Consider the following 24,526-nt stretch of genomic DNA (forward strand, 5'->3'; position numbering starts at 1 on the left):
GGTGCGGATATGGGGCTGCGCACGTGGATCGAGGGCTGGCCGGTCTACCGCCAGCTCACCGGCACCGACCCGCTCGGCCGCGGTGTCGCGGCCAAGTCCGCGCGCTCCATGTCGCTGACCGCCCGCACGGAGACCGCTGATTCGGTGGCCCGCTCGGTCTGCCCCTACTGCGCCGTGGGCTGCGGACAGCGGGTGTACGTCAAGGACGGGCAGGTCACCCAGATCGAGGGCGACCCGGACAGCCCCATCTCCCGGGGCCGGCTGTGCCCGAAGGGCTCGGCGAGCAAGAACTACGTGACCAGCGAGCTGCGCCAGCAGAAGGTGCTCTACCGCCGCCCGTACGGCACCGATTGGGAGGAGCTGGACCTCGACACGGCGATGAACATGATCGCCGATCGGGTGCTGGCGGCCCGCGACGAGACCTGGGAGGACGTCGACGACCAGGGCCGCCCGCTGAACCGGACGCTGGGCATCTCCAGCCTGGGCGGGGCGACGCTGGACAACGAGGAGAACTACCTCATCAAGAAGCTGTTCACCGCGATGGGGGCACTCCAGATCGAGAACCAGGCCCGGATTTGACACTCCGCCACCGTCCCCGGTCTGGGGACCAGCTTCGGTCGCGGCGGCGCCACCGACTTCCAGCAGGACCTGATCAACTCGGACTGCGTCATCATCCAGGGCTCCAACATGGCCGAGGCCCACCCGGTCGGGTTCCAGTGGGTGATGGAGGCGAAGAAGCGCGGCGCCAAGGTCTTCCACGTCGACCCGCGGTTCACCCGGACCAGCGCGCTGGCCGACACGTATGTGCCGATCCGGGCCGGCACGGACATCGCCCTGCTCGGCGGGGTGGTCCGGTACATCCTGGAGAACGAGCTCGACTTCCGTGACTACGTGGTCGCCTACACCAACGCGGCGACGATCCTCACCGAGGACTACCGGGACACCGAGGATCTGGACGGGATCTTCTCCGGCTTCAAGCGAGACAACGCCAGTTACGACCAGACGAGCTGGCAGTACGAAGGGCACGAGCGCAACGGCGCGGTGCGCGACACCGAGACCCAGCGGGAAACCGCGGCCGGGTTGGAGCACGAGTCGCACGGTGCACCGCTCGGCGGGAAGGTCGAGCGGGACGAGACGCTGCGGCATCCGCGATGCGTCTACCAGATCCTCAAGCGCCACTACGCCCGGTACACGCCGGAGATGGTGGAGCGGGTGTGCGGCATCCCGCAGGAGAAGTTCCTGGAGCTGGCGCGCGCCTGGACGGAGAACTCCGGCCGGGACCGGACCAGCATGCTCGTCTATTCGGTGGGCTGGACGCAGCACACCGTGGGCGTGCAGTACATCCGCACGGGGGCGATCATCCAACTGCTGCTGGGCAACGTGGGCCGACCGGGTGGGGGCATCCTGGCGCTGCGTGGGCACGCCAGCATCCAGGGCTCGACGGACATCCCGACGTTGTTCAACCTGCTGCCCGGCTATCTGCCGATGCCGCACCACGCCGACCACCCGACGTTCGACGAGTGGGTGGACAGCATCCGGCACCCCGGGCAGAAGGGCTTCTGGGGCAACTCGCGGGCCTTCGCGGCCAGCCTGCTCAAGGCGTACTGGGGTGACGCGGCGACGCCGGAGAACGACTTCTGCTACGGCTACCTGCCCCGGATGACCGGCGACCACGGGACGTACCAGCAGGTGCTGAACATGATCGACGGCAAGGTCAAGGGCTACTTCCTGCTCGGTCAGAACCCGGCGGTCGGCTCGGCGCACGGCAGGGCCCAGCGGCTGGGCATGGCCAACCTGGACTGGTTGGTGGTCCGCGACCTGTTCCTGATCGAGAGCGCGACGTTCTGGAAGAACGCCCCGGAGATCGAGACCGGCGAGATCGTGACCGACCAGTGCCGCACCGAGGTCTTCTTCCTGCCCGCCGCGTCGCATGTGGAGAAGGAGGGCACCTTCACCCAGACCCAGCGGCTGCTGCAGTGGCGGGAGAAGGCCCTCGACCCGCCGGGCGACGCGCGCTCCGAGCTGTGGTTCTTCTACCACCTCGGACGCATGATCCGGGAACGGCTGGCGGACTCGACCCGGCCGCGCGATCGGGCGCTGCTCGACCTCGCCTGGGACTACCCGACGCACGGCGACAAGGCGGAGCCGAGCGCCGAGGCGGTGTTGAAGGAGATCAACGGCTACGAGGTGGCCACCGGCCGGCCGTTGTCGATGTTCACCGAGCTGAAAGACGACGGCTCCACGGTCGGCGGGTGCTGGATCTACTGCGGGGTGTTCGCCGACGGGGTCAACCAGGCCGCCCGCCGCAAGCCCGGCTCCGAGCAGACCTGGGTGGCCCCGGAGTGGGGCTGGGCCTGGCCGGCCAACCGCCGGATCCTCTACAACCGCGCCTCGGCCGACCCGGGCGGCAGACCGTGGAGCGAGCGGAAGAAGTACGTCTGGTGGGACCCGGAGAAGGGCGAGTGGACAGGCTACGACGTGCCGGACTTCGAAAGGAAGAAGCCGCCGTCCTATCGGCCGCCGGAGGGCGCCGCGGGCATCGAGGGGATCGCCGGCGACGACGCGTTCATCATGCAGGGCGACGGCAAAGGCTGGCTGTACGCGCCGACCGGGGTGCTCGACGGGCCGATGCCCACCCACTACGAGCCGGCCGAGTCGCCGGTGCGCAACCCGCTCTACAGCCAGCAGGCCAACCCGACCCGCAAGGTCTACACGCACCCGATCAATGTGCTCAACCCGAGCCCGCCGGAGCCGCACAGCGAGGTCTTCCCGTACGTCTTCACGGTCAGCCGGCTCACCGAGCACCACACGGCGGGCGGCATGAGCCGAACCGTGAAACACCTCGCCGAACTGCAGCCGGAGATGTTCGTCGAGGTGTCGCCGGAGCTGGCGGTCGAACGGGGGCTGACTCACCTGGGCTGGGCCCATGTCGTCAGCACGCGCGCGGCCATCGAGGCGCGCGTCACGGTGACCGACCGGCTCACCCCGCTGCGGGTCGACGACCGGATCATCCATCAGATCTGGCTGCCGTACCACTGGGGATATGAGGGCCTCAGCCGGGGCGACTCGGCCAACGACCTGTTCGGGATCACGCTCGACCCCAATGTGCTGATCCAGGAGAGCAAGGTCGGCACCTGCGACATCCGGCCCGGTCGGCGGCCGCGGGGCCGGGAGTTGCTGGACCTCGTCGCCGACTACCGGCGGCGGTCGGGGGAGCTTGCCCCGCACTACCCGCCGATCGTCACGACCAAGACCGTCGCCGGCGGCGGCGACCAGGAGGCCTGATCGATGGTCCACGCCAACAGCCTGTACGGCCCGGTGGACCCGGCGCCCGACGCCGGGTACGAAGACGCCCCACCGCGGATGGGGTTCTTCACCGACACCAGCGTCTGCATCGGGTGCAAGGCCTGCGAGGTGGCCTGCAAGGAATGGAACCTGGTCCCCGAGAGCGGGTTCGACCTGCTGGGCATGTCGTACGACAACACCGGGGCGCTCACCGCCAACTCGTGGCGGCACGTCGCCTTCATCGAGCAGCCGCGTTCGGTCGGCTGGGCGACCCCGGCGTTCGAAGGCACCCCGGCCGGGCCGCCGGTCAGCCCGGCCACGGCGGCGATCGCCGCTGACACCGCCACCGACACCGGAACCAGGCCCGGTCTGGAGCCATCACCCGCCCCCGCCGCCGCAGCCCGGATGGCCGGCGGACCGGAACTCCTCGGCATGCCCGGCTCCGAGCCGCCTGGCCGGTCCAGCGGCGTCGAGGAACGCACCGACTTCCGCTGGCTGATGATGTCCGACGTCTGCAAGCACTGCACCCACGCCGCCTGCCTGGACGTCTGCCCGACGGGGTCGCTGTTTCGCACCGAGTTCGGCACCGTGGTGGTGCAGGAGGACATCTGCAACGGCTGCGGCTACTGCATCTCCGCCTGCCCGTACGGGGTGATCGACCAGCGCAAGAGCGACGGTCGGGCCTGGAAGTGCACGCTGTGCTACGACCGGATCGGCGCGGGGAAGACCCCGGCCTGCGCCCAGGCGTGCCCGACCGAGTCGATCCAGTACGGGCCGCTCGACGAGTTGCGCGAACGCGCCCAGGCGCGGGTCGAGCGGCTGCACGCCGAGGGCGTGCCGGAGGCGCGGCTCTACGGCGAGGACCCCAACGACGGCGTCGGCGGCGACGGGGCGTTCTTCCTGCTCCTCGACGAGCCCGAGGTCTACGGCCTGCCGCCGGACCCGATCGTGACCACCCGCGACCTGCCGGCCATGTGGCGGCGGGCCGGCCTGGCGGCGTTGACGATGGCCGGCGCGGTGGCGGTCGCGTTCATCGGCGGGCGGCCATGACCGACGCCACCCCCGACGGGCCGGGCGAGCCGGTCGGCGCCCGGTTCCGAAAGTTCCAGGCCGGCCTCGACCAGCCCGACGATGGACACCCTCCTCGCCAGCCCGGCCCGGGTCCGGCGAGCGGCCGGCGCGGGGGCGGCGAACAACTCACCGTGCCGCCCGTCGGTTTCACCTCCTACTACGGCCGGCCGATCCTCAAGGCGCCGGTGTGGAAGCACGACATCGCGGCCTACCTCTTCACCGGTGGCCTCGCCGCCGGCAGCGCGTTGGTCGCCGCGGGCGCCCAGCTGACCGGGCGGCCCGGGCTGCGCCGGGTGGGGCGCTGGACGGCCCTCGGAGGAATCGGTGCCAGCACGTACTTCCTGGTCCACGACCTCGGGCGGCCGACCCGGTTCCATCACATGCTGCGGGTGGCCAAGCTGACCTCGCCGATGTCGGTGGGCACCTGGATCCTCGCCGCGTTCGGGCCGGCCGCCGGCGTGGCCGCGGCGGCCGAACTCGCGCCGCTGTTACCGCGTCGCGGCGTGCTCGGGCTCGCCCGCCGGGTGGCGCCGCCGGTCGGCAACGTCGCCAACCTGGTCGCCGCGGCTGCCGCGCCGGCGCTGGCCACCTACACCGGGGTGCTGCTCGCCGACACCGCCGTACCGTCCTGGCACGACGCCTACCCGCAGCTGCCGGTCGTCTTCGCCGGCAGCGCGCTCGCCGCCGCGTCCGGGGTCGGGCTGATCGCGGCGCCGGCCGCGGAAACCGCCCCGGTCCGGCGGCTCGCCCTGGCCGCCGCCGCCGTCGAACTGGTCGGCGGCCACCGATTGGAGCGGATGGGACTGACCAGCGAGCCCTATCGAGTCGGTCGCAGCGGCCGACTGGTACGGGCGGGACGGGCGCTGCTCGCCGCCGGCGTCGTCGGGGCGCTGCTCGGCCGACGCAGCCGGGTCGCGTCGGCAATCTCCGGCGCTGCCCTGCTGGCGTCGTCCGTCGCTACCCGGTTCGGCGTCTTCGAAGCGGGCATGGCGTCGGCGCGTGATCCGAAATACACGGTCGTGCCGCAACGAGAGCGGCGTGACAACGGGGGCCGGTCGCCGGCCGGGAAACGGGAGTAACTCAGGCACCGGCGCCAGCCCGTGAGCCGATAAACGGGGGATTCAGCTCATGGCCCACACAGCGAGTGATCCGGGAAGATCCACACCGACGCGGGGCCGATGGGGCCTCGTCGTCGCCGCAGTGCTCGTCCAACTCGCGCTCGGCGCGGTGTACGCGTGGAGCGTGTTCAACAAGCCGCTTCAGCAGGAGTTCGGGTGGAGCAAGGCAGAGGCGGTGCTGCCGTTCGAGGTGGCGATCGGGACGATCTTCATCGGCAGCCTGATCGGCGGCCGGATCCAGGACCGTCGCGGGCCACGACCGGTCGCCCTGGGCGGCGGGGTGCTCTACGCGGTCGGCAACATGCTGGCGTCGCTCACGTCGTCGTCCGACCAGCTCTGGCTGCTGGTGCTCACCTACGGCGTGATGGGCGGGATCGGGTTGGGGGCCGCCTACATCACCCCGATCGCGATGCTCGCCAAATGGTTTCCGGACCGGCGTGGCCTGATCACCGGCATCGCCGTCGCCGGGTTCGGGTTCGGCGCGGTGATCGTCGCGCCGGTGGCGAAATCCCTGCTCAACGGCACCAGCCACAAGCCGAGCGTGTTCCTGCCCCTGGGCATCGCCTACCTGATCGCGATCCTGCTCGGGGCGTCCTTCTTCCGGAACCCGCCATCCGGCTACCAGGTGCCCGGATTCACCCCGACGGTCGGCGGCCGCGCCGTTGCGGGTACCCGCGTCTACACCCTCGGCGAGGCGCTGCGTACGCCGCAGTGGTATCTGCTCACCGGGATCCTCGCCCTCAACGTCGCCTGCGGGATCGCGCTGATCTCCCAGGCGTCCGACGCTGCCCAGGCCATCACCGGAGCGAGCGCGGCGACCGCCGCCACGCTGGTCGGCATCCTCGGACTGTTCAACGGCGCCGGCCGGGTGGTCTGGGCGTGGCTGTCCGACCGCACCGGCCGGATGCAAGCGTTCATCGGGATGCTCGTGTTGCAGGCGATCTGCTTCTTCATCCTGCCGCACGCCACGGCGATCGCGCTCTTCGCGGTACTCGCCGCGCTGATCTACCTCGCGTACGGCGGAGGCTTCGGGACGATGCCGGCAACCGCCGCCGACTATTTCGGCACACCGAACGCAGGTGCCGTGTACGGCGCGATGATCGTGGCCTGGAGCATCGGGGGAGTGACAGGCCCGCTGGTCACGGCCCTGCTCTACGAGGCCAGCGGCAAGCACTACACCGTGCCGTTCACGGTCATCGCGGTCGTCGCCCTCGTCGCCCTGATTCTGCCGCCGATCACCCGGATGCCGAGCGAACCGGGCCGGCCGCGGCCGCACAACGAGGTCACCGGTCCCTGAGCTCGGTCGGCGCGGCGCCGAAGCGGGCGGCGAAGGCGGCATGGATCGGGCCGTCGGCCCGGTCGAGCACCGCGAAGGTCACCTGGTCGAACCAGGCGGCCGCGTCGGCGAGGGCGAGCGCGAACGCCTCCGCCACGGTGTCCGGGTCGTTGCGGAACACCCCGCAACCCCACGCGCCGAGCACCAGCCGCCGGTGGCCGTGCGCGGCGGCGACCGCGAGGACCCGGCGCGCCCGGGTACGCAGCACCGGCGCCACCCGCTCGACGTCGGCGGCCTGGTTGCGCAGCACCGCCCCCGCGTTGGGGGCGGCGGCGGTCAGGAACGACACCTCATGGGCGGCATCGAGGAGCCGTCCCCTGTCGTCGCGGAAGACCGGCACCCGGGGCGAGTGGATGACCCGGTCGCTGTAGAGCAGGTCCCGCTGTTCGCGGTGGAACTCGTAGAACTCGCCGACGGCGGTGAGGCACGGGAACAACGCGGAGGCGCGGGCCAGGCTCTCCTCCTGGGCCTGCGCCCCGGTGCGGAAACCACCGCCCGGGTTCTTCGCCGAGGCGAAGACCAGCGCGGCGACCTCGCCGTCCTCGGCGAGCCGCCGGGCGGCGACCAGGGTGCTCTCCCGGGTCACCTCGACGGCGGGCGGGTGACCGCTGGCCGGCGGGGTGGGCAGCCGGTCGTCGGGCAGGTGCAGGCGGGTGCCGGCGACGGCGGCGCGTACCCGGTCCGCGAGGTCGACTGTCTCACCGCGGCTGTTCGCGTAGCGGCCGGCGTCGAGGACGTCCAGGGTGTCGCGGGCGATCGCCCGCAGCCGCGTACTCATGATGGGCGATTGTGCGCCGTCGTCGGGCGGTGCCACGACCGGTTATCCGGCCGGGAGGTGTTGGACGAGCTGGATCGGGTTGCCGTCCGGGTCGGCGGTCCAGGCGATCAGCAACCGGTCGAGCCAGATGTGCGGCGCCGCGAGGGCGGGCGCGCCGTCGGCGGTCACCTTCGCGTACGCGGCGGCGGTGTCGTCGGTCCAGAGGATGACCGCCGCGCGCTGACCGGACGGGACGGGGTCCAGGCCGTGGTCGTCGCGGGTCGAGGCGACGGAGGCGATGCCGATCCGGTAGCCCTCGAGGGTGAGGTCGACGTGGATCGGCTCGCCCTCGGCGGGCACCCGGAAGGTCTCGGTGAACCCGAGCTTCGCGTAGAAGGCCGCCGCCCGGGTGACGTCCTCGCTGAACAGGATGACCTGGGGGCTGCGGAACATCGACACGCGTGGACCCTACAACGCCCGGTCGGGGCGGTCAGTCCGGCAGACGGGGCATCTCCAGGCCGGGATCCCGGCCTAGCAGCACCGCCCGGGTGAGGGCCGCCGAGCCGAACCGGTCCCGGACCGCGTCCACCGCGGCGTCCAGGTCGGCGCCCGGATCACGGTCGAACGGCAGCGGCGGCTGCTCGTGCCCTTCGTCGAGGTTGCCGACGGACACCCCGATCAGCGTGACGCCCCGGGCCTCGAGCTCCGGCAGCGCCGTACGCAGCAGCGCCCGGGCCGCCGCCAGCAGCGGCCCGGTCTGCGCGGTCGCCTTGCCCAGGGTGTGCGAGCGGGTCGCCCGGGTGTAGTCGGCGAACCGCAGCCGCAGCATGACCGTGCGGCCGGTCCGCTCGGCGGAACGCATCCGTCGGGTCACCCGGTCGACCAGCCCGGCCAGGACGGCGTCGAGTTCGTCGGGGGAGTGCGGCTCCCGGCTCAGCGCGTGCTGGGCGCCCATCGAGGACCGGCGTCGACCGACCTGCACCGGGCGGGGGTCGCGGTTGTGGGCCAGGGCGTGCAGGTGCCGGCCGGCGCCCGCGCCGAGCAGCGACACCAGGGTCGCCTCACCGAGGCGGGCCACCTGGCCGACGGTCAGGATGCGCCGCTCGCGCAGCTTGCCGGCGGTGACCGGACCGACGCCCCAGAGCCGCTCCACGGGCAGCGGGTGCAGGAACTCCAACTCCCGGTCCGGCGCGACGACCAGCAGGCCGTCCGGCTTCGCCACTCCGCTGGCCACCTTCGCCAGGAACTTTGTCCGGGCCACCCCGACGGTGATCGGCAGGCCGACCCCCTCGCGCACGTCGCGGCGCAGCCGTGCGGCGATGTCGGCCGGCGGGCCGACCAGCCGGCGCAGCCCGCCCACGTCGAGGAACGCCTCGTCGATGGAGAGCCCCTCGACCAGGGGAGTGGTCCCTCGGAAGATCTCGAACACCGCCCGGCTCGCCGCCGTGTACGCGGCCATCCGCGGCGGCACCACGATCGCCTCCGGGCAGAGCCGCAGCGCCTGCCGCCCACCCATCGCGCTGCGTACGCCCCGCGCCTTCGCCTCGTAGCTGGCCGCCAGCACCACGCCACCGCCGACGATCACCGGCCGGCCGCGCAGCCGAGGGTCGTCCCGCTGCTCGACCGACGCGTAGAACGCGTCCAGGTCGGCGTGCAGGATGGTGGCGTCGCCCGACACGAACACATGTTCGCATGAGCTTCCGACGTCAGCGCTGTGACCTGCCGATATCCCGACGCCAGTGGCATCGGTGACCGGTCACGGCAGCGCGAGCACGGCGGCGTGCCCCAGGTGGTCCGACGCCCACCGGCCGTCGGGGGTCTGCCGCTCGTTGCCGAAGACCTCGCTGCTCACCGGGACCACCGCGCCCTTGAACATGACCATGTCGATGCGGTGCTCGACGTCGCCGGCCGGCTCGTTCAGGTCGTCGCCCAGCCCGGAGGTGTACCCGGGGTCGCCCGGGTGCAGGATCGGCCAACTGTCGGCCATGCCGCCGCTGACCAGCGTGAAGTACGCGAGCCGGTTGTTCGGATCGGGCAGTTCCGGCCCGGTGTTGAGATCCCCGACCAGGATCACCCGGCCGGTCACGTGCAGCGGGCCCTGCAGCAGCTCCTGCGCCTGCAGCACCCGGATACCGGAGTGGAACGCCTCCAGGTGGGTGTTCACGAACCGGTAGGTCCGGCTGCCCTGCACCACGTCCACCGCCGTCCAGCCACGGGTGCTGGTGGCGCTGCCACCGACCGCCGGGAGCGGGGTGACCAGGTTGTGCATGAAGTTCCCCGACGACGTGTCGGTCACCTCCACCCGGCCGCCGTGCCGCACCAGGATCACGTCGCGCATGGTGAGCCGGGCGTCCACGTCGTGCGGCGCGCCCGCCGGGGCCTCCAGGTCCGCCTCGTTCTGCACCACCGCCACGTCGTACGGGTGGCCGGAGACGGCCAGTTCGGACATCAGCAGCGCCAGGTAGTCGTAGCGGACCGTGGTGGCCGGTGCCGGATCGCCGATCGGCCCGGTGCGCCAGAGCGCCACCTCCTGCAGGCCGACCAGGTCGGGCTTGCGATCCCGGATCTCGTCGGCGATCAGCTTCGCCCGGGCGGGGAAGTTCACCAGGTCGACGTGGCTGAGCAGGGCCGCGTTCGCGGCCAGGAACGCCGGCAGCGTCGTCGCGGTCATCGACGGGGTGAGGTCGCCGCCCAGGTAGAGGTTGCGGGTCATGACCGTGACCTTGGGACCGGCCTCGGCGTGCGCCGGCGGTGCGAGAAGTCCCAGGCTGGCCGCCACGAGGGCGGCGGCAGCGACCAGTCGGGTCAGCCGGTAGGAGCGTGCTCTGCCGTCCATGCGCCCCGTCCTCTCCCTCGGATCCTCCGCGTCGATGGCAAGCCTGCGTACGGTAACGCCACGATGACTATCGTGGATACCGCCGTTCGGGCCGTACCGGTCGGTGTGCGGGAGGAAGGGCCGCCGGCAGTAAACACCACCACAAGACGCGAAAGCGGAACTCATGCAGACGCTCGACGATGCCTGGATCGCCAAGGACATCGAGACGTTCAACAGCCGCCACCACGACGACGTGGTGGTCCGCTGGCCCGGCCCACCGGCAAGCCCTTCGACGTGGACTTCTGCACGGTCGCCCGCTGGGTCGACGGAAAGATCCTCGAGGAGAACCTCTTCTACGACCTGACCACCTTCATGAAGCAGATCGGGCTGGGCTGATCAAGCTCCGACGGGCGGTCCCACACCGCGGGGTTCAGGGCCACGCGGTCACGCCGACCCGACCGGCTTGAGTCTCCAGTAGGGGGAGGCGCGAGGGTAGGGGCATGGACGGCGACGCGCTCTACTCGATCGGTGAGCTGGCCCGGCGGACCGGGCTGACGGTCAAGGCCATCCGGTTCTACTCCGACCGTGGGATCGTGCCGCCGACCGGCCGCAGCCCGGCCGGCTACCGCCGCTACGGCATCGAAGCCGTCGCCCGCTTGGACCTCGTGCGGACACTGCGTGACCTGGGACTCGACCTGACCACCATCCGGAAGGTCCTGGACCGGGAGAGCTCGCTCCCCGACGTCGCCGCAGCGCATGCCGAGGCACTGGCGGTGCAGATCCGCACGCTGCGGCTCCGGCGCGCGGTGCTGACGGCGGTGGCCAGGCGCGGGTCGACCCCCGAGGAGATGGAACTCATGCACAAGCTGGCCAAGCTCTCCGAGGATGAACGCCGACGCCTGATCGGCGATTTCCTCGATGCCGTCTTCGGCGGCCTGGACGGCGATGCGGGATTCGTGGGGATCATGCGCTCGATGACTCCCGAGCTGCCCGACAATCCCGAGGCCGAGCAGGTCGAGGCGTGGGTGGAGCTGGCCGAACTGTCCCAGGACCCGAATTTTCGCGCGAGCATGCGACGCATGGCTGAGCAGCACGCGGCCGACCGTGCCCGGCGTGCCGACACGGTCGTGCGCCCCGACGCCGCGGCGGTGGTCCGTGATCGGGTCGGCCCAGCCCTGGCGGCCGGCATCGACCCGGCCTCGCCGGAGGCCGATCCGGTCGTCGGGGCGATCACGGCGCGATACGCGCACATCTCCGGTCGTCCCGACGACGTCGACCTGCGCCGCCGGCTGTTGATGCTGCTGGAGACCGCGAACGACCCGCGCCGGGAGCGGTACCTTCAGCTGCTCTCAATCATCAACGGCTGGACTGCCCCGGACAGCCTGGCGCCTGCGCTCGACTGGTTCATCCCGGCCCTGCGCGCCCGCATCCCGGCGTAGCGGCCAACCCGCGTGACCCGATCAGACCCCGCGGGCGCGGGGCCGGCCCGCGGACCGGCGCGACAGCGAACTCGGCGCGTTGACGCCCGCCTCGTCGCTCACGCTGACCCCGAGCCGCTCGACCAGTTCACCGCCGAGCCAGCCGGTGACTCCGGCCAGGACGATGCCCGCGAAGCTGCAGATCAGCGCGAGAGCGTTAGGGTCCCAGTTCTCCTCGGACCGCCGCAGCAGCCAGCTCACCGCGAACAGCACCAGGACCACGACGTTGCCGAGACCGTGCGCCGCGCCGACCCGCTTGGCGCGCGTACCGGCGGGAATGGCCCGCCAGTCGATCAGGCCGAACACCGCGGCGACCAGGCCGCCGATGATGCCGGCGCCGATCGTGTACGCGGCCGAGATCTGGAAACCCGTCCGATCGGTGATCAGGTAGAGGATGTCGAAGATCACCGAGGTGGCGAGCAGGCCCAGCGGAAACACGATCAGGATGGGATGGATCCCGTGGCCCATGGCCTTCGCGCGACTTTCCATGGCAGCACTCCCGTCTCCCCCCAGGCGCCGCGGGATTCCCCGTCCCGGCTGCACTACACCTCCGGGTGATGACGCCGGGCCGGTCACCGCCGGCGGCGGGTGGAGACCGCCTGCAGCGTGGGGCGGCGGACCACCGCCAGCCGATCCCCGCGCGCGCTGATCGACGTCCGCCCGCCGCGGCGGCGCCGCACCGTCAGGTCGACGGTGGCCCCACCGACCTGCACGCCCTCCAACCTGAGGTCGGGCAGCCACTCGGGCAGGTGCGGATCCACGAAGATCGTCCGCAGCGGCGCGGCCGGGCGCAGCGCCAGCAGCGCCTGCACCAGCGCGATGATCGAACTGGCCGACCAGGCCTGCGGGGAACACGAGTTCGGGTACACGCCGGGGTGCGGGTGGGCGGCGTCGCGGGGCAGGCCGCTGAGCACCTCGGGTAGGCGGTGCTCCTCGAACAGCGCCGCCGCGGCGAACATCCCCTCGGCCAGCCGGTGCAGGTGCGACCAGCAGCCGTACCGGGCCAGCCCGAGGCCGATCGTGCCCGCCTCCACCGGCCAGACGCTGCCCCGGTGGTAGCTGAACGGGTTGTACGCCGGGTGCGCGGCAGACATCGTCCGCACGCCCCAGCCGCTGAACATGTCCGGCGCGAACAGCCGACCGGCGACCAGCAGGGCGACCCGCGCCGGCACGATGCCGGTGGTGAGCAGGTGCCCGTCGTTGGAGTTGACCGAGCGTACCGGCCGCTTGTCCGGCCCCAGCGCCATCGCGTAGCAGCCCCACTCGGGCAGCCAGTACGCGCGGTGGAAGCGGCGGCGCAGCCGGTGGGCCCGGGCCAGCAGGGCGGCCCCTTGAGCCGGGTGGCCGGCCGCGCTGAACACCACGGCGGCGTGCCGCAGCGCGGCGTACCAGTAGGCCTGCAGCTCGCTGGTCGCGATCGGGTTGGGCACCACCCGTCCGCGCTCGTCCACGACGGCGGTGTCCGAGTCCTTCCATCCCTGGTTCTTCAGCCCCGCCCGGGAGCGGCAGTGGTACTCGAGGAAGCCGTCGCCGTCGATGTCGCCGTACCGCTCGATCCAGCCCAGGGCGCGCCGCGCCGTCGGCAGCAGCTCCCGTACCGTGTCCAGGTCGCCGGTCCAGGCGAGGTACTGCCCGAGGAAGACCAGGAAGTCCGGTGCCGTCGACCAGTCGCCGTAGTAGCCGGTGAACGGGTCCAGCCCCAGCACGGAGACCGGTCCCCGGCGGGCCTCGTGCAGCGGCTTGCCGGGCTCCTCGTCACGCCATTCGTCGATCCGCCGCCCGAGGTGGCGGGCGTTGAGCCGGAGGCTGTCTGCCAGCATCGTCGGCCCGGCCAGCAGCGCCTGCCAGGAGGCGGTCATCGTGTCCCGCCCGAAGATCTCCTGGTAGATCGGCAGCCCCGCGATCGGCGCCGTCGGGCCGGCCGGCTCCCCGAGCGGCAGCACCGACAGGTCGTCGACCGCACACCGCCAGGCGGCCGTGACGTCGAAGTTGCTGCTGCTCAGCCGGGTCAGCTCGCCGGCCAGCCGGGCGCGCGCCGACCCGGCGGCGTCGTCGGGCTCGGTGAACGTCGCCGGCGGCGCGACCAGCCGCTCACCGTCGAAGACCGGCTCCACGACCACATCCACCCGTACGCTGCCGCGCGGCGGAACCGCCACCTCGAGGGCGAAAGCGCCGTCGGCGTACCGGACGGGGACGCCGTCGGCGCGTACCCGGACGGCGACCGCGCGGTCGATGTCGTCGCGCAGGTAGCTCAGCCGCAGCTCCCCGGCCGCGGCGTCCCAGCTCGCGCCGACGCCGCCGACCTGCACCCGGCGGCCCTGCTCCGCCTCGCCGGTGTCCGCGAAGTCGGCGCCGAGGTGGAGCTCCACCGCCAGCCGCAGCGGCTGCCCGGCGTAACTGACCACGGTGATCCGGGTGCGCAGCCCGTCGCCCACGAACCGTTCCGTCAGCAGGTACGCCGCCCGCGACGGCAGCGCCTCACCGTCACCCAGCTCGGCGTACGAGAGCTGGGCGTGTCCCTGCACGTTCGCCGTGCTGAACGCGACCGGCTCGCGGCCGTCGACGGTGATCCGCTCGACGCTGAGCACCCGGGTGTTGCGGGCGAAGAAGCCCTGCGGGTCGGTGCCGGTGATCCGGCCCCGCACGTCGGTGACCAGGGTGCTCCACCCGCTCGCCACGTACAGCAGGTCGGGCCGTACCCGCAGGTTACGGACCCTGGTCATCGCGCACGCGGCCCTTGCCCGGTCACCCCGCGCCGGTACCCCTTTGCCGCGCCGGTACACCCGGCCGCCCGGGTCGTGGGCGGCGTCCGTCAGGGCTCGGCGCGGGCCCGGGCGCGGACGAGCAGCTCGACGGCGAGCGCGATCGCCACGGCCTCCACCGCCAGCAGGGTCAGCAGGATCAGCAGCTGGGTCGCCCCGGCCTGGACCGGTCCCGCCCCGCCGAGCAGCACCCCGACGAACGCCCCCGGCAACGTCACCAGCCCGACCGTGCGGGTCTGGTCCAGCGCCGGGATCAGCGCCTGCCCGGCGGCCGGCCGGCAGATCTCCAGCGCGGCGTCGCGGGGGAGCAGCCCCAGGGCCAGTCCCGCCTCGTACTCGCCGTGCCGGGTGCGCAGCTCGTCGAGGGCGCGCCGGGCGGCCAGGCTCGTCGCGGTCATCGCCCCGCCGATCAGGATGCCCGCGGTCGGCAGCAGCACAAGCGGCGTCGCGGGCAGCGCCCGGCTGGCCAGCAGTACGCCGAGACTCGGCAGCACCCCGGCCGCGATGGCCAGCGGGGCGATCCAAGCCGGGCAGCCGGCCCCGATCCGCCGGCGCGCGGTGACGCTGGCGACCGCGTACATGAGGAGGATGAACGCGCCCGTGCTCCACCACTGGCGCAGCACGGCGACGATGACCAGCGAGACGACGCCGAGCTGGACGGTGGCCCGGGCGGCCGCCCCCAGAATCGCGCGGGCCCGGCCCAGGCCGCTCAGCCGGAGCACCGCGGCACCGGCGAGGGTGAGCCCGAGCAGGGCGGCGACCAGCGCCGGTCCGATCGGCACCGTGCCGCCGCTCATCGCCCCGCCGGGCGCGACCGCTCGTCGCGGATGATGTCATCGGCGCCGGCCACCTGATGATCGTATGCGTGCCACCCCCCGGCGCGCCCGATCCCTCTCGGCGATGACCGCCGGGTCCGGCCGCCCGGAACAGCAGTCGTTCACCACGTGCGGATGTCGAGGTTTCGGGCCGGTCACGGAAGCGCCAGCACCGCCTGGTGACCCAGATGGTCCGACGCCCACCGGCCGCCGGGGGTCCGCCGCTGCGTCCCGAACACCTCGCTGGCCACCGGCACCACCGTGCCGCGGACCATGACCATGTCGATCCGGTGCTCGACGTCGTCGGCCGGCTCGGTCAGGTCGTCGCCCAGCCCCGCGGTGTAGCCCGGGTCGCCGGGGTGCAGGATCGGCCAGGTGTCGACCATCCCACCGGCCACCAGTGCGAAGTAGGCGAGCCGGTTGTTCGGGTCGGGCAGCTCGGGCCCGCTGTTGAGATCACCGACCAGGATCAGCCGCCCGGGCACCTGTAGCGGCCCGCGCAGCAGTTCCTGTGCCTGCAGCAGCCGTACGCCGGGGTGGAACGCCTCCAGGTGGGTGTTGACGAACCGGAACGCCCGGCCGCCCACTACCGCGTCCACCGCCGTCCAGCCGCGCGTGCTGGTGGCGGTGCCACCGGTCGCGGCGAGCGGAAAGACCAGGTTGTTGACGTAGTTGCCCGACGAGGTGGCGGCCACCTTCACCCGGCCGCCGTGCCGTACCAGCACCACGTCCCGCATGGTGAGCCGGACGTCGAGCTGGTACGGCGTGCCGGCCGGGGCCTCCAGATCCGCCTCGTCGCGCACCACGGCCACGTCGTACCGGTGACCGGACGCGTTCAGCTCGGTCACCAGCAGCGCCAGGTAGTCATACCGGACCGTGGTGGCCGGGGCCGGGTCGCCGAGCGGCCCGGTACGCCAGAGCGCCACCTCCTGCAGACCGACCAGATCGGGCTTGCGCTCGCGGATCTCCTCGGCGATCAGCGCCGCCCGGGCGGGGAAGTCGACCAGGTCCACATGGCCCAGCAGGGCCGCGTTGGCAGCCAGGAACGCCGGCAGGGTCGGTGCGGCGATCGACGGCGTGAGGTCCCCGCCCAGGTAGAGGTTGCGGGTCATCACAGCGACCTTGGGCCCGGCCTCCGCGTACGCCGGCGGGGCGACCAGCCCCAGGCTGGCCGCCACGATGGCGGCCGCGGCGACCAGCCGGGTCAGGCGTCGACGGTGCGAGGGGATGCTGCCGTCCATGAATCTGGTCCTCTCCGGCCGGGTGTCCGCGTCGGTGCGAATGCTGCGTACGCTAACGCCGGCAGGACCATCGTGGACACCGCCGTTCGGGTGCCCTCCCCTGGGCGGGGCGGGTCAGGCCTGGGTCCCGGCGATGTTGACCATCCAGTCGATGCCGAACCGGTCCGCGCACATGCCGAACTCGTCGCCCCACATCTGCTTCTCGAGCGGCATTGAGACGGTGCCACTCTCCGAGAGCTGCTTCCAGTACCCACGCAGCTCGTCGGCGTCGTCCCCGCTGAGGCTGATCGCGATGTTGTTGCCCGGCTGGTATTCCATCTCCGGCGGGGTGTCGGAGGCCATCAGCGTGAAGCCGCGGTCGGTCTCCAACATGGCGTGCATGACCTTGTCGGCCACGGTCGGATCCGGGTTGCCGAACTCGCCGAACGTGTTCAGCGTCAGGTTGCCGCCGAACACGTTCTGGTAGAACTCCATCGCCTGCCGCGCGTTGTCGCGGAAGCTGAGGTACGGGTTGAGTCGAGACGCCATGAGGCCCTCCTTCGTCGTCTTTGACGAGGGCCATCGTCGCAGCCACGTACGACATGGACAACGACGCGCGACGGGTGAGTCGCGCGCCGTACGAGCGCGCGGTGGGGGTGGCGCCGTTGCCACCCCCACCGCTTCTCCGCGGCGCGTCGTCAGTTCTGCTGGAACGACTGACGCACCACACCACCCACCAGGGCACACCAGGTGGTGGTGCTGACCTTGCCGTTCGCGTCCAGGCCGTGCAGCTCCTGGAGGTCCTTGAGGGCCTTCTTGGTCACGTGGTCGAACTCGCCGGTGATCGCGACGTCGGCGTAGCCCTTGGAGTTGAGCATGAACTGCACCGCGCTGACCGGGATGCCGGTGGCGTCCTTGTCCAGCTCCGGCGCGAGGGTCTCCCAGGTCGGCGCGGTGAGCGTGGCGTCGACGTCGACCGGGATGTTGTTCTGGTACTGCCAGTCCTGCACGGCCACCACGGTGGCAGCGTCGAAGACGCCGTTGACCGGGACGGGGTAGCCGCGGAAGGCGAGCAGGTACTGCGCGACGCGGACGACCGGGCCGCCGACGAAGCGCCAGATGTCCGGCCAGCGGCGGGCCGGCACGTCGGCCAGGTCGGTGCCGAGCTTGGCGAAGACACGCCGGCGCAGGGTGGGGAACTCGCGGTAGAACATGGCGCCCGGGCACTGGGTGGCCCGGAAGTCCCAGTGGCCGAAGATGTCGTGGGCGTGCAGGCCGTACTGCTCGCAGACGGTGGTGCAGAGCTTGACCAGCGAATCGAGCAGCTCCTGCGGCGGGGTCTCGGTGACGTAGGTGCCCTCGTTCTCGATGCCGATGGCCCGGCCGTTCTCGCCCGGGCAGTGCGCCGAGATCATCTGCCGGTCGCCGGCCTGCAGCCGCTCCAGGCTGCCGTGCCGGCCCTCGAGAACGTGACCGCCGCGGCTGACCGTGAAGTGCTGCCCGGTGTCCGACCAGTGGTTGACGTCCAGGTGCAGGTCCTGGCAGTCGCGGGCGAGCTGCTTGGCGTGTTCCTCCGAGTAGTCGGTGCTGTTCGGGAACGCCATGTGGTGCACGATGATCTTGTTGGTGGCGATCGCGCTGATCGACAGCGGGTCCGCCGGCGGGCGGGCCCCCCACTCGTCGCAGCTGATGATCCAGTCGAGGTCCGCCCCCGGTGCGGCATGCGCCGCGGCCGGGAAGGCGAGTTCGCTTCCGACGACCGCGACCGCGGCGGCGCCGAGTCCGGCTCGCAGCAGCGTACGGCGGTCCAGCTCGGGATGGTTGAAGTGCACTGTCGTCTCCTTCGCGGCCGGGCGAGGATCAGCATGAAAAGGAACTTCAGATGCCGCGTGTGAGACGGAGGATATTGCCATCGATACGCAAGGCGCTAGGGGGTGAGTGGCAGGAATCAATCCCTGTCCGCCCGTCGCGAGCCGAAGGGACCGAACTTCGGTGTTCCGGGTGCAGGCCGTTGCCGGACCGCGATGCTGCACGTATGCGAGACGTAGCTGATGTGCCGATCGTGGGCGGACCGGCCGACGGACGGACCGCCACCGTCGAACTGGACGAGCACGGCGAACCGCCGGCCGAGTTGCCTCCGGGCGACATCGACGCCGTGGGCGACGGCCTGTACGTGCGCTTGGCGGTCACCGGCTCCGGGCCGCCCTGGTCCTACCAGTGGCAGCCAGCGACCCGGTGAACCCGGGCTAGCGGCTGTTCTCGAGGAGTCTCTTGAGGTTCTGGTAGCTGGTCGGTGCCTCCTGCCGCGCCTGCCGGCGCACCAGCGGCACCAGCGGCACACCGATCCCGTGGCCCTCGAAGTCGAGCGTGAACGTCACTCGGGACCGGGTGCCGTCCTCGATCGGCTCCACAGTGACAGTGGCGTGCGGACGGATGGGCCCGTCGATGCCCCGGGCGGCCCAGCTGTGCGGCGGATCGTTCCGGTTGATCTGCTGGCTCATCGTGCGCTCGGCACCCCTGATCCTCCGGGTGGTGGTGAACCGTGAGCCGTCGAGAAGGTGCACCCGCACCACATCGTGCTGCCACTCGGCGAAACGCGACGGATCGGTGGCGTAGGCGAAGACCTCCTCCGGCGGACGTGCGATCTCGATCGTGGAAACCAGCGGTGCCATGGCGCCCCTCCCTGTTACCTGTTCCTGCTCGCAACCGTCAGTGGTAGGACGAAGAGCGCGGCGGAAGGGTAACGGTGGACGAATTCGAGGCGCACCGAGGTCACCTGCAGGCGGTGGCCTACCGCATGCTCGGCTCGCGAAGCGAAGCCGACGACGCGGTCCAGGAGGCGTGGGTGCGGACGGCCCGGGCGGACACCAGCGAAGTCCAGAATGCCGGCGCCTGGCTCACCACCGTGGTGGCGCGCGTGTGCCTGGACATGCTGCGGTCGCGTACGGCACGTCGGGAGGTTTCCCACGCCGCACCGTGCCCCGTCGACGGCCCGGACCCGGAGCAGGAGGCGGTGCTGGCCGACTCGGTCGGGCTCGCCCTGCTGGTCGTGCTGGACACGTTGACGCCCGCGGAACGCTTGGCGTTCGTCCTGCACGACATTTTCGCCGTGCCCTACCGCGAGATCGCACCGATCGTCGGACGCTCGACCGACGCGACGAAGATGCTCGCCAGTCGCGCACGTCACCGGGTGCGGGCCGCCGAGATACCCGACAGCGATCCAGCCCGGCAGCGGAAGGCCGTCGATGCGTTCCTCGTCGCCTCGCGCGACGGCGACTTCGCGGCGCTGCTCAACCTGCTCCACCCTGAGGTCAGCGTCAGCGCAGACGGCTTCGCGGCGCCCTCGGGGAGCCCGATACGCCTGCGCGGTGCCGGTGCCGTCGCCCGACAGGCGTTGTTGTTCTCGCACCGGGCCGAGCATGCCCAGGTCGGGCTCGTCGACGGCGCCCCGGCGCTCCTGGTGAAACCCCATGGACGTCTCGTCACGGTGATGACCTTCGAGATCAGCCACGACAAGATCACGGCGATCGAGGTGATCGCCGAGCCGCAGCGCCTGGGCCGACTCGCCGTCGAAGCCGGTTGAGCGTGGTTGGAAACGTTTTCGTAACGAGCCCTTGACCTGACCGTCGGCTCAGGCGCAGACTCCCGGAAACGTTTACAGCAATCAGCGGGAGGTGTCGGGGCGTGGGTCGTAAACGTTTACAGGAGTCGGCCGACGGCCGGCCCACCGTGCACACCGTCGCCGCCCGCGCCGGCGTCTCCATCGCCTCCGCCTCGCGGGTGCTCAACGGGGTCGGCGGCAGCCCGGAGACCATCCGCAAGGTCCGGGCGGCCGCGGCCGAGGTCGGGTACGTGCCCAACGCCATCGCCCGCTCGCTCCAGTCGCAGCGCACCGGCCTGATCGCGCTCGCCGTCGAGGACATCGGCAACCCGGTGTACGTCGAGATGATGCGCGCCATCGAGTCGGTGGTCGCCGCCTCCGGCCGGCAGCTGCTGGTGCACGCCACCGGCGGTCAGATCGCCAACGAGACCGCGCTGTTGCGCCGGCTCGCCCACCGCTACGTCGACGGGATGATCGTCTCGCCGATCCGGGTCACCGACGACCACCTCGCGGCCCTGGTCGACAGCCCGGTGCCGGTGGTGGTGGTCGGCCAGCTGGGCGCCGACGCGCCGGTCGACAACGTCCGCACCGACTCGCGCGCCGGGGTGGGGTTGGCGGTCGACCACCTGGTCGCCGCCGGACGCCGGCGGATCGGCTTCGTCAACGGCCCGCTCGACACCGTTCCCGGCGCCGCCCGCGACGCCGGCTTCCGGGTCGCCCTCGCCGGGCACCGCATCGACCTCGACGAGCGCCTGGTCGAGGTCGGCGACTTCCGGTACGCCGCCGGCCGTGCCGCCACCGAGCGCCTGCTCGCCCGGGCCCGACCCGACGCGCTGGTCTGCGCCAACGACCTGATCGCCGTCGGGGCGCTGCACGCCCTGCTCGCCGCCGGCCACCGGGTCCCCGGGGACGTGGCGGTGGTCGGCATGGACGACACCGAGCTGGCCCGGATGATGTTCCCGCAGTTGTCCAGCGTCTCCCTCGGCTCCGCCGAGCGCGGTCACCGCGCCGCCGAGCTGCTGCTGCAACGCATCGCCGACCCGAGCCTGCCGCCGCGCCGCGAGCAGGTCCCGCCGAGCCTCGCCGTCCGCGCTTCCAGCGCCGCGGATGACATGACCGACCCGAACCTGCCCGCGCCGCGTACCCCGGAGGTGACCGCATGACGACCGTGGCCGAACGGCCGGACGTCGACCGCACCGGCAGCGGCCCGCGCCCGGCCCGGTCCCGATCCGACCGGATGGGCATCTACCTGCTGCTGCTCCCGTCGCTGCTGCCGATCGTGGTGCTGTCGGTGTTTCCGCTGCTGCGCGGCATCTACCTCGGCTTCACCGACGCCCGCGCCGGCCGCCACGTCGAGGTGAGCTTCACCGGGCTGGCCAACTACCGGGAGCTGCTCGGCGACGAGCTGTTCTGGAACTCGTTCAAGATCGGCCTGCTCTGGGCGGTCGGCGTGACGGTGCTGCAGTTCCTGCTCGCCCTCGGGCTGGCCCTGCTGCTCAACCAGCAGCTGCGCTTCCGGGGCGCGGCCCGGGTGCTCGCCGTGGTGCCCTGGGCCATGCCCCCGGTGGTGGTCGGCATCCTGTGGAAGCTGGTCTACCACCCGGACGCCGGCCTGCTCAACGAGTTCTTCCACCGGGTCGGCGCGGACGGAATGCGCACCAACTGGCTCGGCGACTTCAGCACCGCCCTGCCGGCCGTGATCATCGTGGGCGTCTGGGCCGGCATGCCGCAGACCACCGTCGTACTGCTGGCGGGGTTGCAGGGCGTGCCGCGCGAGCTGCACGAGGCGGCCGCGGTGGACGGCGCCGGCACCTGGCACCGGTTCCGCAACGTCACGCTGCCCGCCCTCGCGCCGGTGATCGTCGCGATCACCTCGCTGGACTTCATCTGGAACTTCAACTCGTTCGGCCTGGTCTACGTGCTGACCGCGGGCGGGCCGGGCGGCAAGACGATGCTGCCGATGCTCTTCGCCTACGAGGAGGCGTTCCGCTACGGCAACTACGGCTACGCCGCCGCGCTCGGCAACGTCATGGTCGTGATCATCGTCGCGCTGCTCGCGATCTACCTGCGGCGCCGACTCCGGGAGGCGAACTGACATGTTCGGAAAGCCGAGCCGCACCGGGCGGACACTGCAGTACGTCGCCCTGACCGGCTACCTGATCTTCCTGGGGTTCCCGCTGGTCTGGCTGGTCTCCACCGCCTTCAAGCCGCCCCGGGAACTGGTCCAGCTGCACCCCACGCTGATCCCCACCAACCCGACGGTGCAGAACTTCGTGCAGGCCTTCACCGAGCAGGAACTCGGCCGGGCCGCGCTGAACAGCCTCCAGGTCTCGCTCGCCTCGGCGGTGCTCACCGTGCTGATCGCGCTGCCCGCCTCGTACGCGCTGGCCCGGTTCAAGACGAAGCTCGGCACCGCGGCGCTGGGCTGGGTGCTGCTGTCCCAGCTGTTCCCGTTCGTGCTGCTGATCATTCCGATCTTCCTGATCCTGCGCGAGGTCGGGCTGGCCAACAGCCACGCCGGGCTGGTGCTGATCTACGTGGTCTGGGCGCTGCCGTTCGCGCTGTGGATGCTGCAGGGCTTCGTCCGCAACATCCCGCGCGAGCTGGAGGAGGCGGCCAGCGTCGACGGCGCCAGCCGCCTGCAGATCCTGCGCCGGGTGGTCTTCCCGCTGCTCGCGCCGGGCCTCGTCGCCACCGCGCTGTTCTCCTTCATCTCCGCGTGGAACGAGTTCTTCTTCGCCCTCGTCCTGCTCAAGACCCCCGAGCTGGCCACCCTGCCGGTCACCCTGGCCCGGTTCGTCGGCATCGAGGGCACCGCCCGGCTCGGCCCCCTCGCCGCCGGATCCCTGCTGGCCACCCTGCCCAGCCTGATCTTCTTCGCGTTCATGCAACGCCGGCTCTCGTCCGGGTCGCTCGCCGGCGCGGTCAAGGGCTGACACCGTCCCCCACCCACCACCAAGGAGGAAACCCCCATGCTCCGTAGCAGATTCCGTCGGCTCGCCGCGGCCACCGCGGTCGCGGTCGTCGGCCTCGGCGCCCTCACCGCGTGCGGTGACGGCGGCGGCTCCGACGAGGCGTCATCCGGCCCGGTCAAGCTGCGCTTCCTCAGCCTTGCCTGGCAGAAGGAGTCGCTGCAGGCCAACAAGGACCTGGTCGCCAAGTGGAACAGCGAACACCCCGACATCCAGGTCGAGTACGTCCAGGGCGACTGGAACTCCGTCCACGACCAGTTGCTCACCTCGTTCGAGGGCGGCGACGCCGCCGACATCGTGCACTACGAGGCGGCCGCCATCGGCGAGTTCAGCAAGCAGGGCTACCTGGCCGACGTCTCGAAGCTGCTCAGCGACGACTTCAAGGGCCAGATCGACCCGGGCGTCTGGGACACCGCCACCTTCGACGGCAAGGTCACCGGTGTGCCGTTCCTGCTGGAGTCGCAGGTCGTCATCGCCAACAAGAAGCTGCTCGACGCCGCCGGCGTCGCCGTGCCGCCGGCCGACGGCGGCTGGACCTGGGACGAGTTCCAGGCCAACGCGCAGAAGCTCACCAAGCCCGGCCAGTACGGCGCGGCCTGGGCGCTGAAGTCGCCCACCAACCGGGTGCTGAACCTGGCGCTGAACTACGACGGCAAGTTCTTCTACACCGACGGCGGCAAGACCGAGGTGAAGGTCGGCGACGCGGAGAAGGAGGTGCCGAAGCGGATCCACGACATGCTCTACACCAGCAAGTCGGCCTCCCCGGAGGCGCTGGGCATGAGCGGCGCCGACACCCTGCCCGGCTTCTTCGGCGGCAAGTACGCGATGCTGCCCGGCTCGGTGTCGCTGCGTCAGCAGATGGTCGAGCAGGCCCCCGCCGGCTTCGACTGGGTGACCCTGCCCCCGATCAAGGGCATGTCCACCAAGCAGGCCGCCAACCCGCAGACGCTGTCCATCTCCGAGGACAGCAAGCACAAGAAGCAGGCCGCGCAGTTCCTCGAGTGGTTCCTCAACCCGACCAACATGGCCACCCTCGCCAAGGGTGACTGGCTGGTGCCGACCGGCAAGCAGGCCAACCAGGAGCTGGTCAAGCTGACCGGCGGCAAGCAGGGCTGGGACGTCGCCGCGGACAGCGCCGCCGACCTGACCGTCGCCCCGTTCCAGAAGGTCGACGGCTACCCGGAGTGGAAGACCAAGTACGCCACCCCGGCCCTTCAGCAGTACTTCGCCAACAAGATCACCCTGGACCAGCTCGGCACGCAGTTGGTCGACGGTGGCAAGCAGGTTCTGAGGTAA

General features: G+C 71.6%; 23 protein-coding genes. 12 read left to right on the forward strand and 11 right to left on the reverse strand.

Going from position 1 to position 24,526, the window contains the following annotated elements; genetic code table 11:
• Positions 1 to 9: 9 nt before the first annotated feature.
• From fdh to GA0070613_RS23425, 4 genes are read left to right on the forward strand one after another with little or no spacing between them, the layout of a single operon-like run.
• Entirely contained in the window at positions 10 to 3,285 is a 3,276-nt protein-coding gene (gene fdh, locus GA0070613_RS23410; protein ID WP_269459007.1) for a formate dehydrogenase, read from the forward strand.
• A 3-nt stretch (positions 3,286 to 3,288) separates the two neighbouring features.
• The gene (locus GA0070613_RS23415) at positions 3,289 to 4,335 is read left to right on the forward strand and encodes a 4Fe-4S dicluster domain-containing protein (RefSeq protein ID WP_089014256.1); all 1,047 of its coding nucleotides are present in this window, start codon (positions 3,289 to 3,291) and stop codon (positions 4,333 to 4,335) included.
• Positions 4,332 to 5,435, forward strand: coding sequence for an NrfD/PsrC family molybdoenzyme membrane anchor subunit (nrfD, locus tag GA0070613_RS23420; RefSeq protein ID WP_089014257.1), 1,104 nt, complete (start codon positions 4,332 to 4,334; stop codon positions 5,433 to 5,435). Before GA0070613_RS23415 ends, nrfD begins: the two co-directional genes overlap by 4 nt.
• 49 nt (positions 5,436 to 5,484) lie before the next feature.
• A complete protein-coding gene (locus tag GA0070613_RS23425; RefSeq protein WP_089014258.1) occupies positions 5,485 to 6,771 on the forward strand; it encodes an L-lactate MFS transporter in 1,287 nt (428 codons plus the stop codon).
• On the opposite strand, the gene GA0070613_RS23430 is transcribed toward GA0070613_RS23425, so the two are convergent.
• The 4 genes from GA0070613_RS23430 to GA0070613_RS23445 form a co-directional block, all read right to left on the reverse strand.
• Positions 6,758 to 7,588, reverse strand: a complete 831-nt coding sequence (locus GA0070613_RS23430; RefSeq protein WP_089014259.1) for a TIGR02452 family protein — start codon at positions 7,586 to 7,588, stop codon at positions 6,758 to 6,760. The two genes, GA0070613_RS23425 and GA0070613_RS23430, sit on opposite strands and share 14 nt — an antisense overlap.
• A gap of 42 nt (positions 7,589 to 7,630) precedes the next feature.
• The gene (locus tag GA0070613_RS23435) at positions 7,631 to 8,020 is read right to left on the reverse strand and encodes a VOC family protein (protein WP_231929865.1); all 390 of its coding nucleotides are present in this window, start codon (positions 8,018 to 8,020) and stop codon (positions 7,631 to 7,633) included.
• Between the two features lie 37 nt (positions 8,021 to 8,057).
• On the reverse strand, positions 8,058 to 9,245 hold the full coding sequence (gene dinB, locus GA0070613_RS23440) for a DNA polymerase IV (protein ID WP_089016142.1): 1,188 nt from the start codon (positions 9,243 to 9,245) through the stop codon (positions 8,058 to 8,060).
• Positions 9,246 to 9,323: 78 nt separating this feature from the next.
• Positions 9,324 to 10,403, reverse strand: a complete 1,080-nt coding sequence (locus tag GA0070613_RS23445; RefSeq protein ID WP_157746471.1) for an endonuclease/exonuclease/phosphatase family protein — start codon at positions 10,401 to 10,403, stop codon at positions 9,324 to 9,326.
• Between the two features lie 273 nt (positions 10,404 to 10,676).
• On the opposite strand from GA0070613_RS23445, the gene GA0070613_RS33670 reads away from it, so the two are divergent.
• Positions 10,677 to 10,778 carry an ester cyclase gene (locus GA0070613_RS33670; protein WP_231929409.1) on the forward strand — a complete coding sequence of 34 codons (102 nt, stop codon included), beginning with the start codon at positions 10,677 to 10,679 and terminating at the stop codon, positions 10,776 to 10,778.
• Between the two features lie 104 nt (positions 10,779 to 10,882).
• Entirely contained in the window at positions 10,883 to 11,821 is a 939-nt protein-coding gene (locus GA0070613_RS23455; protein ID WP_089014262.1) for a MerR family transcriptional regulator, read from the forward strand.
• Positions 11,822 to 11,842: 21 nt separating this feature from the next.
• Here GA0070613_RS23455 and GA0070613_RS23460 read toward each other — a convergent pair whose 3' ends face one another.
• The 6 genes from GA0070613_RS23460 to GA0070613_RS23485 form a co-directional block, all read right to left on the reverse strand.
• Complete coding sequence (locus tag GA0070613_RS23460) at positions 11,843 to 12,349, reverse strand: DUF2231 domain-containing protein (protein WP_089014263.1); 507 nt, start codon at positions 12,347 to 12,349, stop codon at positions 11,843 to 11,845.
• Between the two features lie 83 nt (positions 12,350 to 12,432).
• On the reverse strand, positions 12,433 to 14,583 hold the full coding sequence (locus GA0070613_RS23465; RefSeq protein ID WP_089014264.1) for an amylo-alpha-1,6-glucosidase: 2,151 nt from the start codon (positions 14,581 to 14,583) through the stop codon (positions 12,433 to 12,435).
• A gap of 89 nt (positions 14,584 to 14,672) precedes the next feature.
• Positions 14,673 to 15,419 (reverse strand): ABC transporter permease, encoded by a 747-nt coding sequence (locus GA0070613_RS23470; protein WP_089014265.1) that lies wholly within the window; start codon positions 15,417 to 15,419, stop codon positions 14,673 to 14,675.
• Positions 15,420 to 15,592: 173 nt separating this feature from the next.
• A complete protein-coding gene (locus tag GA0070613_RS23475; protein ID WP_089014266.1) occupies positions 15,593 to 16,678 on the reverse strand; it encodes an endonuclease/exonuclease/phosphatase family protein in 1,086 nt (361 codons plus the stop codon).
• Between the two features lie 114 nt (positions 16,679 to 16,792).
• Positions 16,793 to 17,206: a VOC family protein gene (locus tag GA0070613_RS23480; RefSeq protein ID WP_089014267.1), complete on the reverse strand. Its 414-nt coding sequence runs from the start codon at positions 17,204 to 17,206 to the stop codon at positions 16,793 to 16,795.
• Positions 17,207 to 17,355: 149 nt separating this feature from the next.
• On the reverse strand, positions 17,356 to 18,489 hold the full coding sequence (locus GA0070613_RS23485) for a peptidoglycan recognition protein family protein (protein WP_089014268.1): 1,134 nt from the start codon (positions 18,487 to 18,489) through the stop codon (positions 17,356 to 17,358).
• A 203-nt stretch (positions 18,490 to 18,692) separates the two neighbouring features.
• On the opposite strand from GA0070613_RS23485, the gene GA0070613_RS23490 reads away from it, so the two are divergent.
• On the forward strand, positions 18,693 to 18,896 hold the full coding sequence (locus tag GA0070613_RS23490; RefSeq protein ID WP_157746472.1) for a hypothetical protein: 204 nt from the start codon (positions 18,693 to 18,695) through the stop codon (positions 18,894 to 18,896).
• Between the two features lie 7 nt (positions 18,897 to 18,903).
• On the opposite strand, the gene GA0070613_RS23495 is transcribed toward GA0070613_RS23490, so the two are convergent.
• Positions 18,904 to 19,329, reverse strand: coding sequence for an SRPBCC family protein (locus tag GA0070613_RS23495; protein ID WP_089014270.1), 426 nt, complete (start codon positions 19,327 to 19,329; stop codon positions 18,904 to 18,906).
• A gap of 74 nt (positions 19,330 to 19,403) precedes the next feature.
• On the opposite strand from GA0070613_RS23495, the gene GA0070613_RS23500 reads away from it, so the two are divergent.
• The 5 genes from GA0070613_RS23500 to GA0070613_RS23520 all read left to right on the forward strand — a co-directional run bounded on the left by GA0070613_RS23500 (position 19,404) and on the right by GA0070613_RS23520 (position 24,526).
• On the forward strand, positions 19,404 to 20,240 hold the full coding sequence (locus tag GA0070613_RS23500; RefSeq protein WP_269459008.1) for a sigma-70 family RNA polymerase sigma factor: 837 nt from the start codon (positions 19,404 to 19,406) through the stop codon (positions 20,238 to 20,240).
• Positions 20,241 to 20,341: 101 nt separating this feature from the next.
• Positions 20,342 to 21,421: a LacI family DNA-binding transcriptional regulator gene (locus tag GA0070613_RS23505; RefSeq protein WP_231929410.1), complete on the forward strand. Its 1,080-nt coding sequence runs from the start codon at positions 20,342 to 20,344 to the stop codon at positions 21,419 to 21,421.
• Positions 21,418 to 22,353, forward strand: coding sequence for a carbohydrate ABC transporter permease (locus GA0070613_RS23510; protein WP_089014272.1), 936 nt, complete (start codon positions 21,418 to 21,420; stop codon positions 22,351 to 22,353). Before GA0070613_RS23505 ends, GA0070613_RS23510 begins: the two co-directional genes overlap by 4 nt.
• Before the next feature lies 1 nt (position 22,354).
• On the forward strand, positions 22,355 to 23,194 hold the full coding sequence (locus tag GA0070613_RS23515) for a carbohydrate ABC transporter permease (RefSeq protein WP_089014273.1): 840 nt from the start codon (positions 22,355 to 22,357) through the stop codon (positions 23,192 to 23,194).
• 36 nt (positions 23,195 to 23,230) lie between these two features.
• On the forward strand, positions 23,231 to 24,526 hold the full coding sequence (locus GA0070613_RS23520) for an ABC transporter substrate-binding protein (protein ID WP_089014274.1): 1,296 nt from the start codon (positions 23,231 to 23,233) through the stop codon (positions 24,524 to 24,526).

The sequence above is a fragment of the Micromonospora inositola genome (genome assembly GCF_900090285.1).
GTDB lineage: Bacteria > Actinomycetota > Actinomycetes > Mycobacteriales > Micromonosporaceae > Micromonospora > Micromonospora inositola.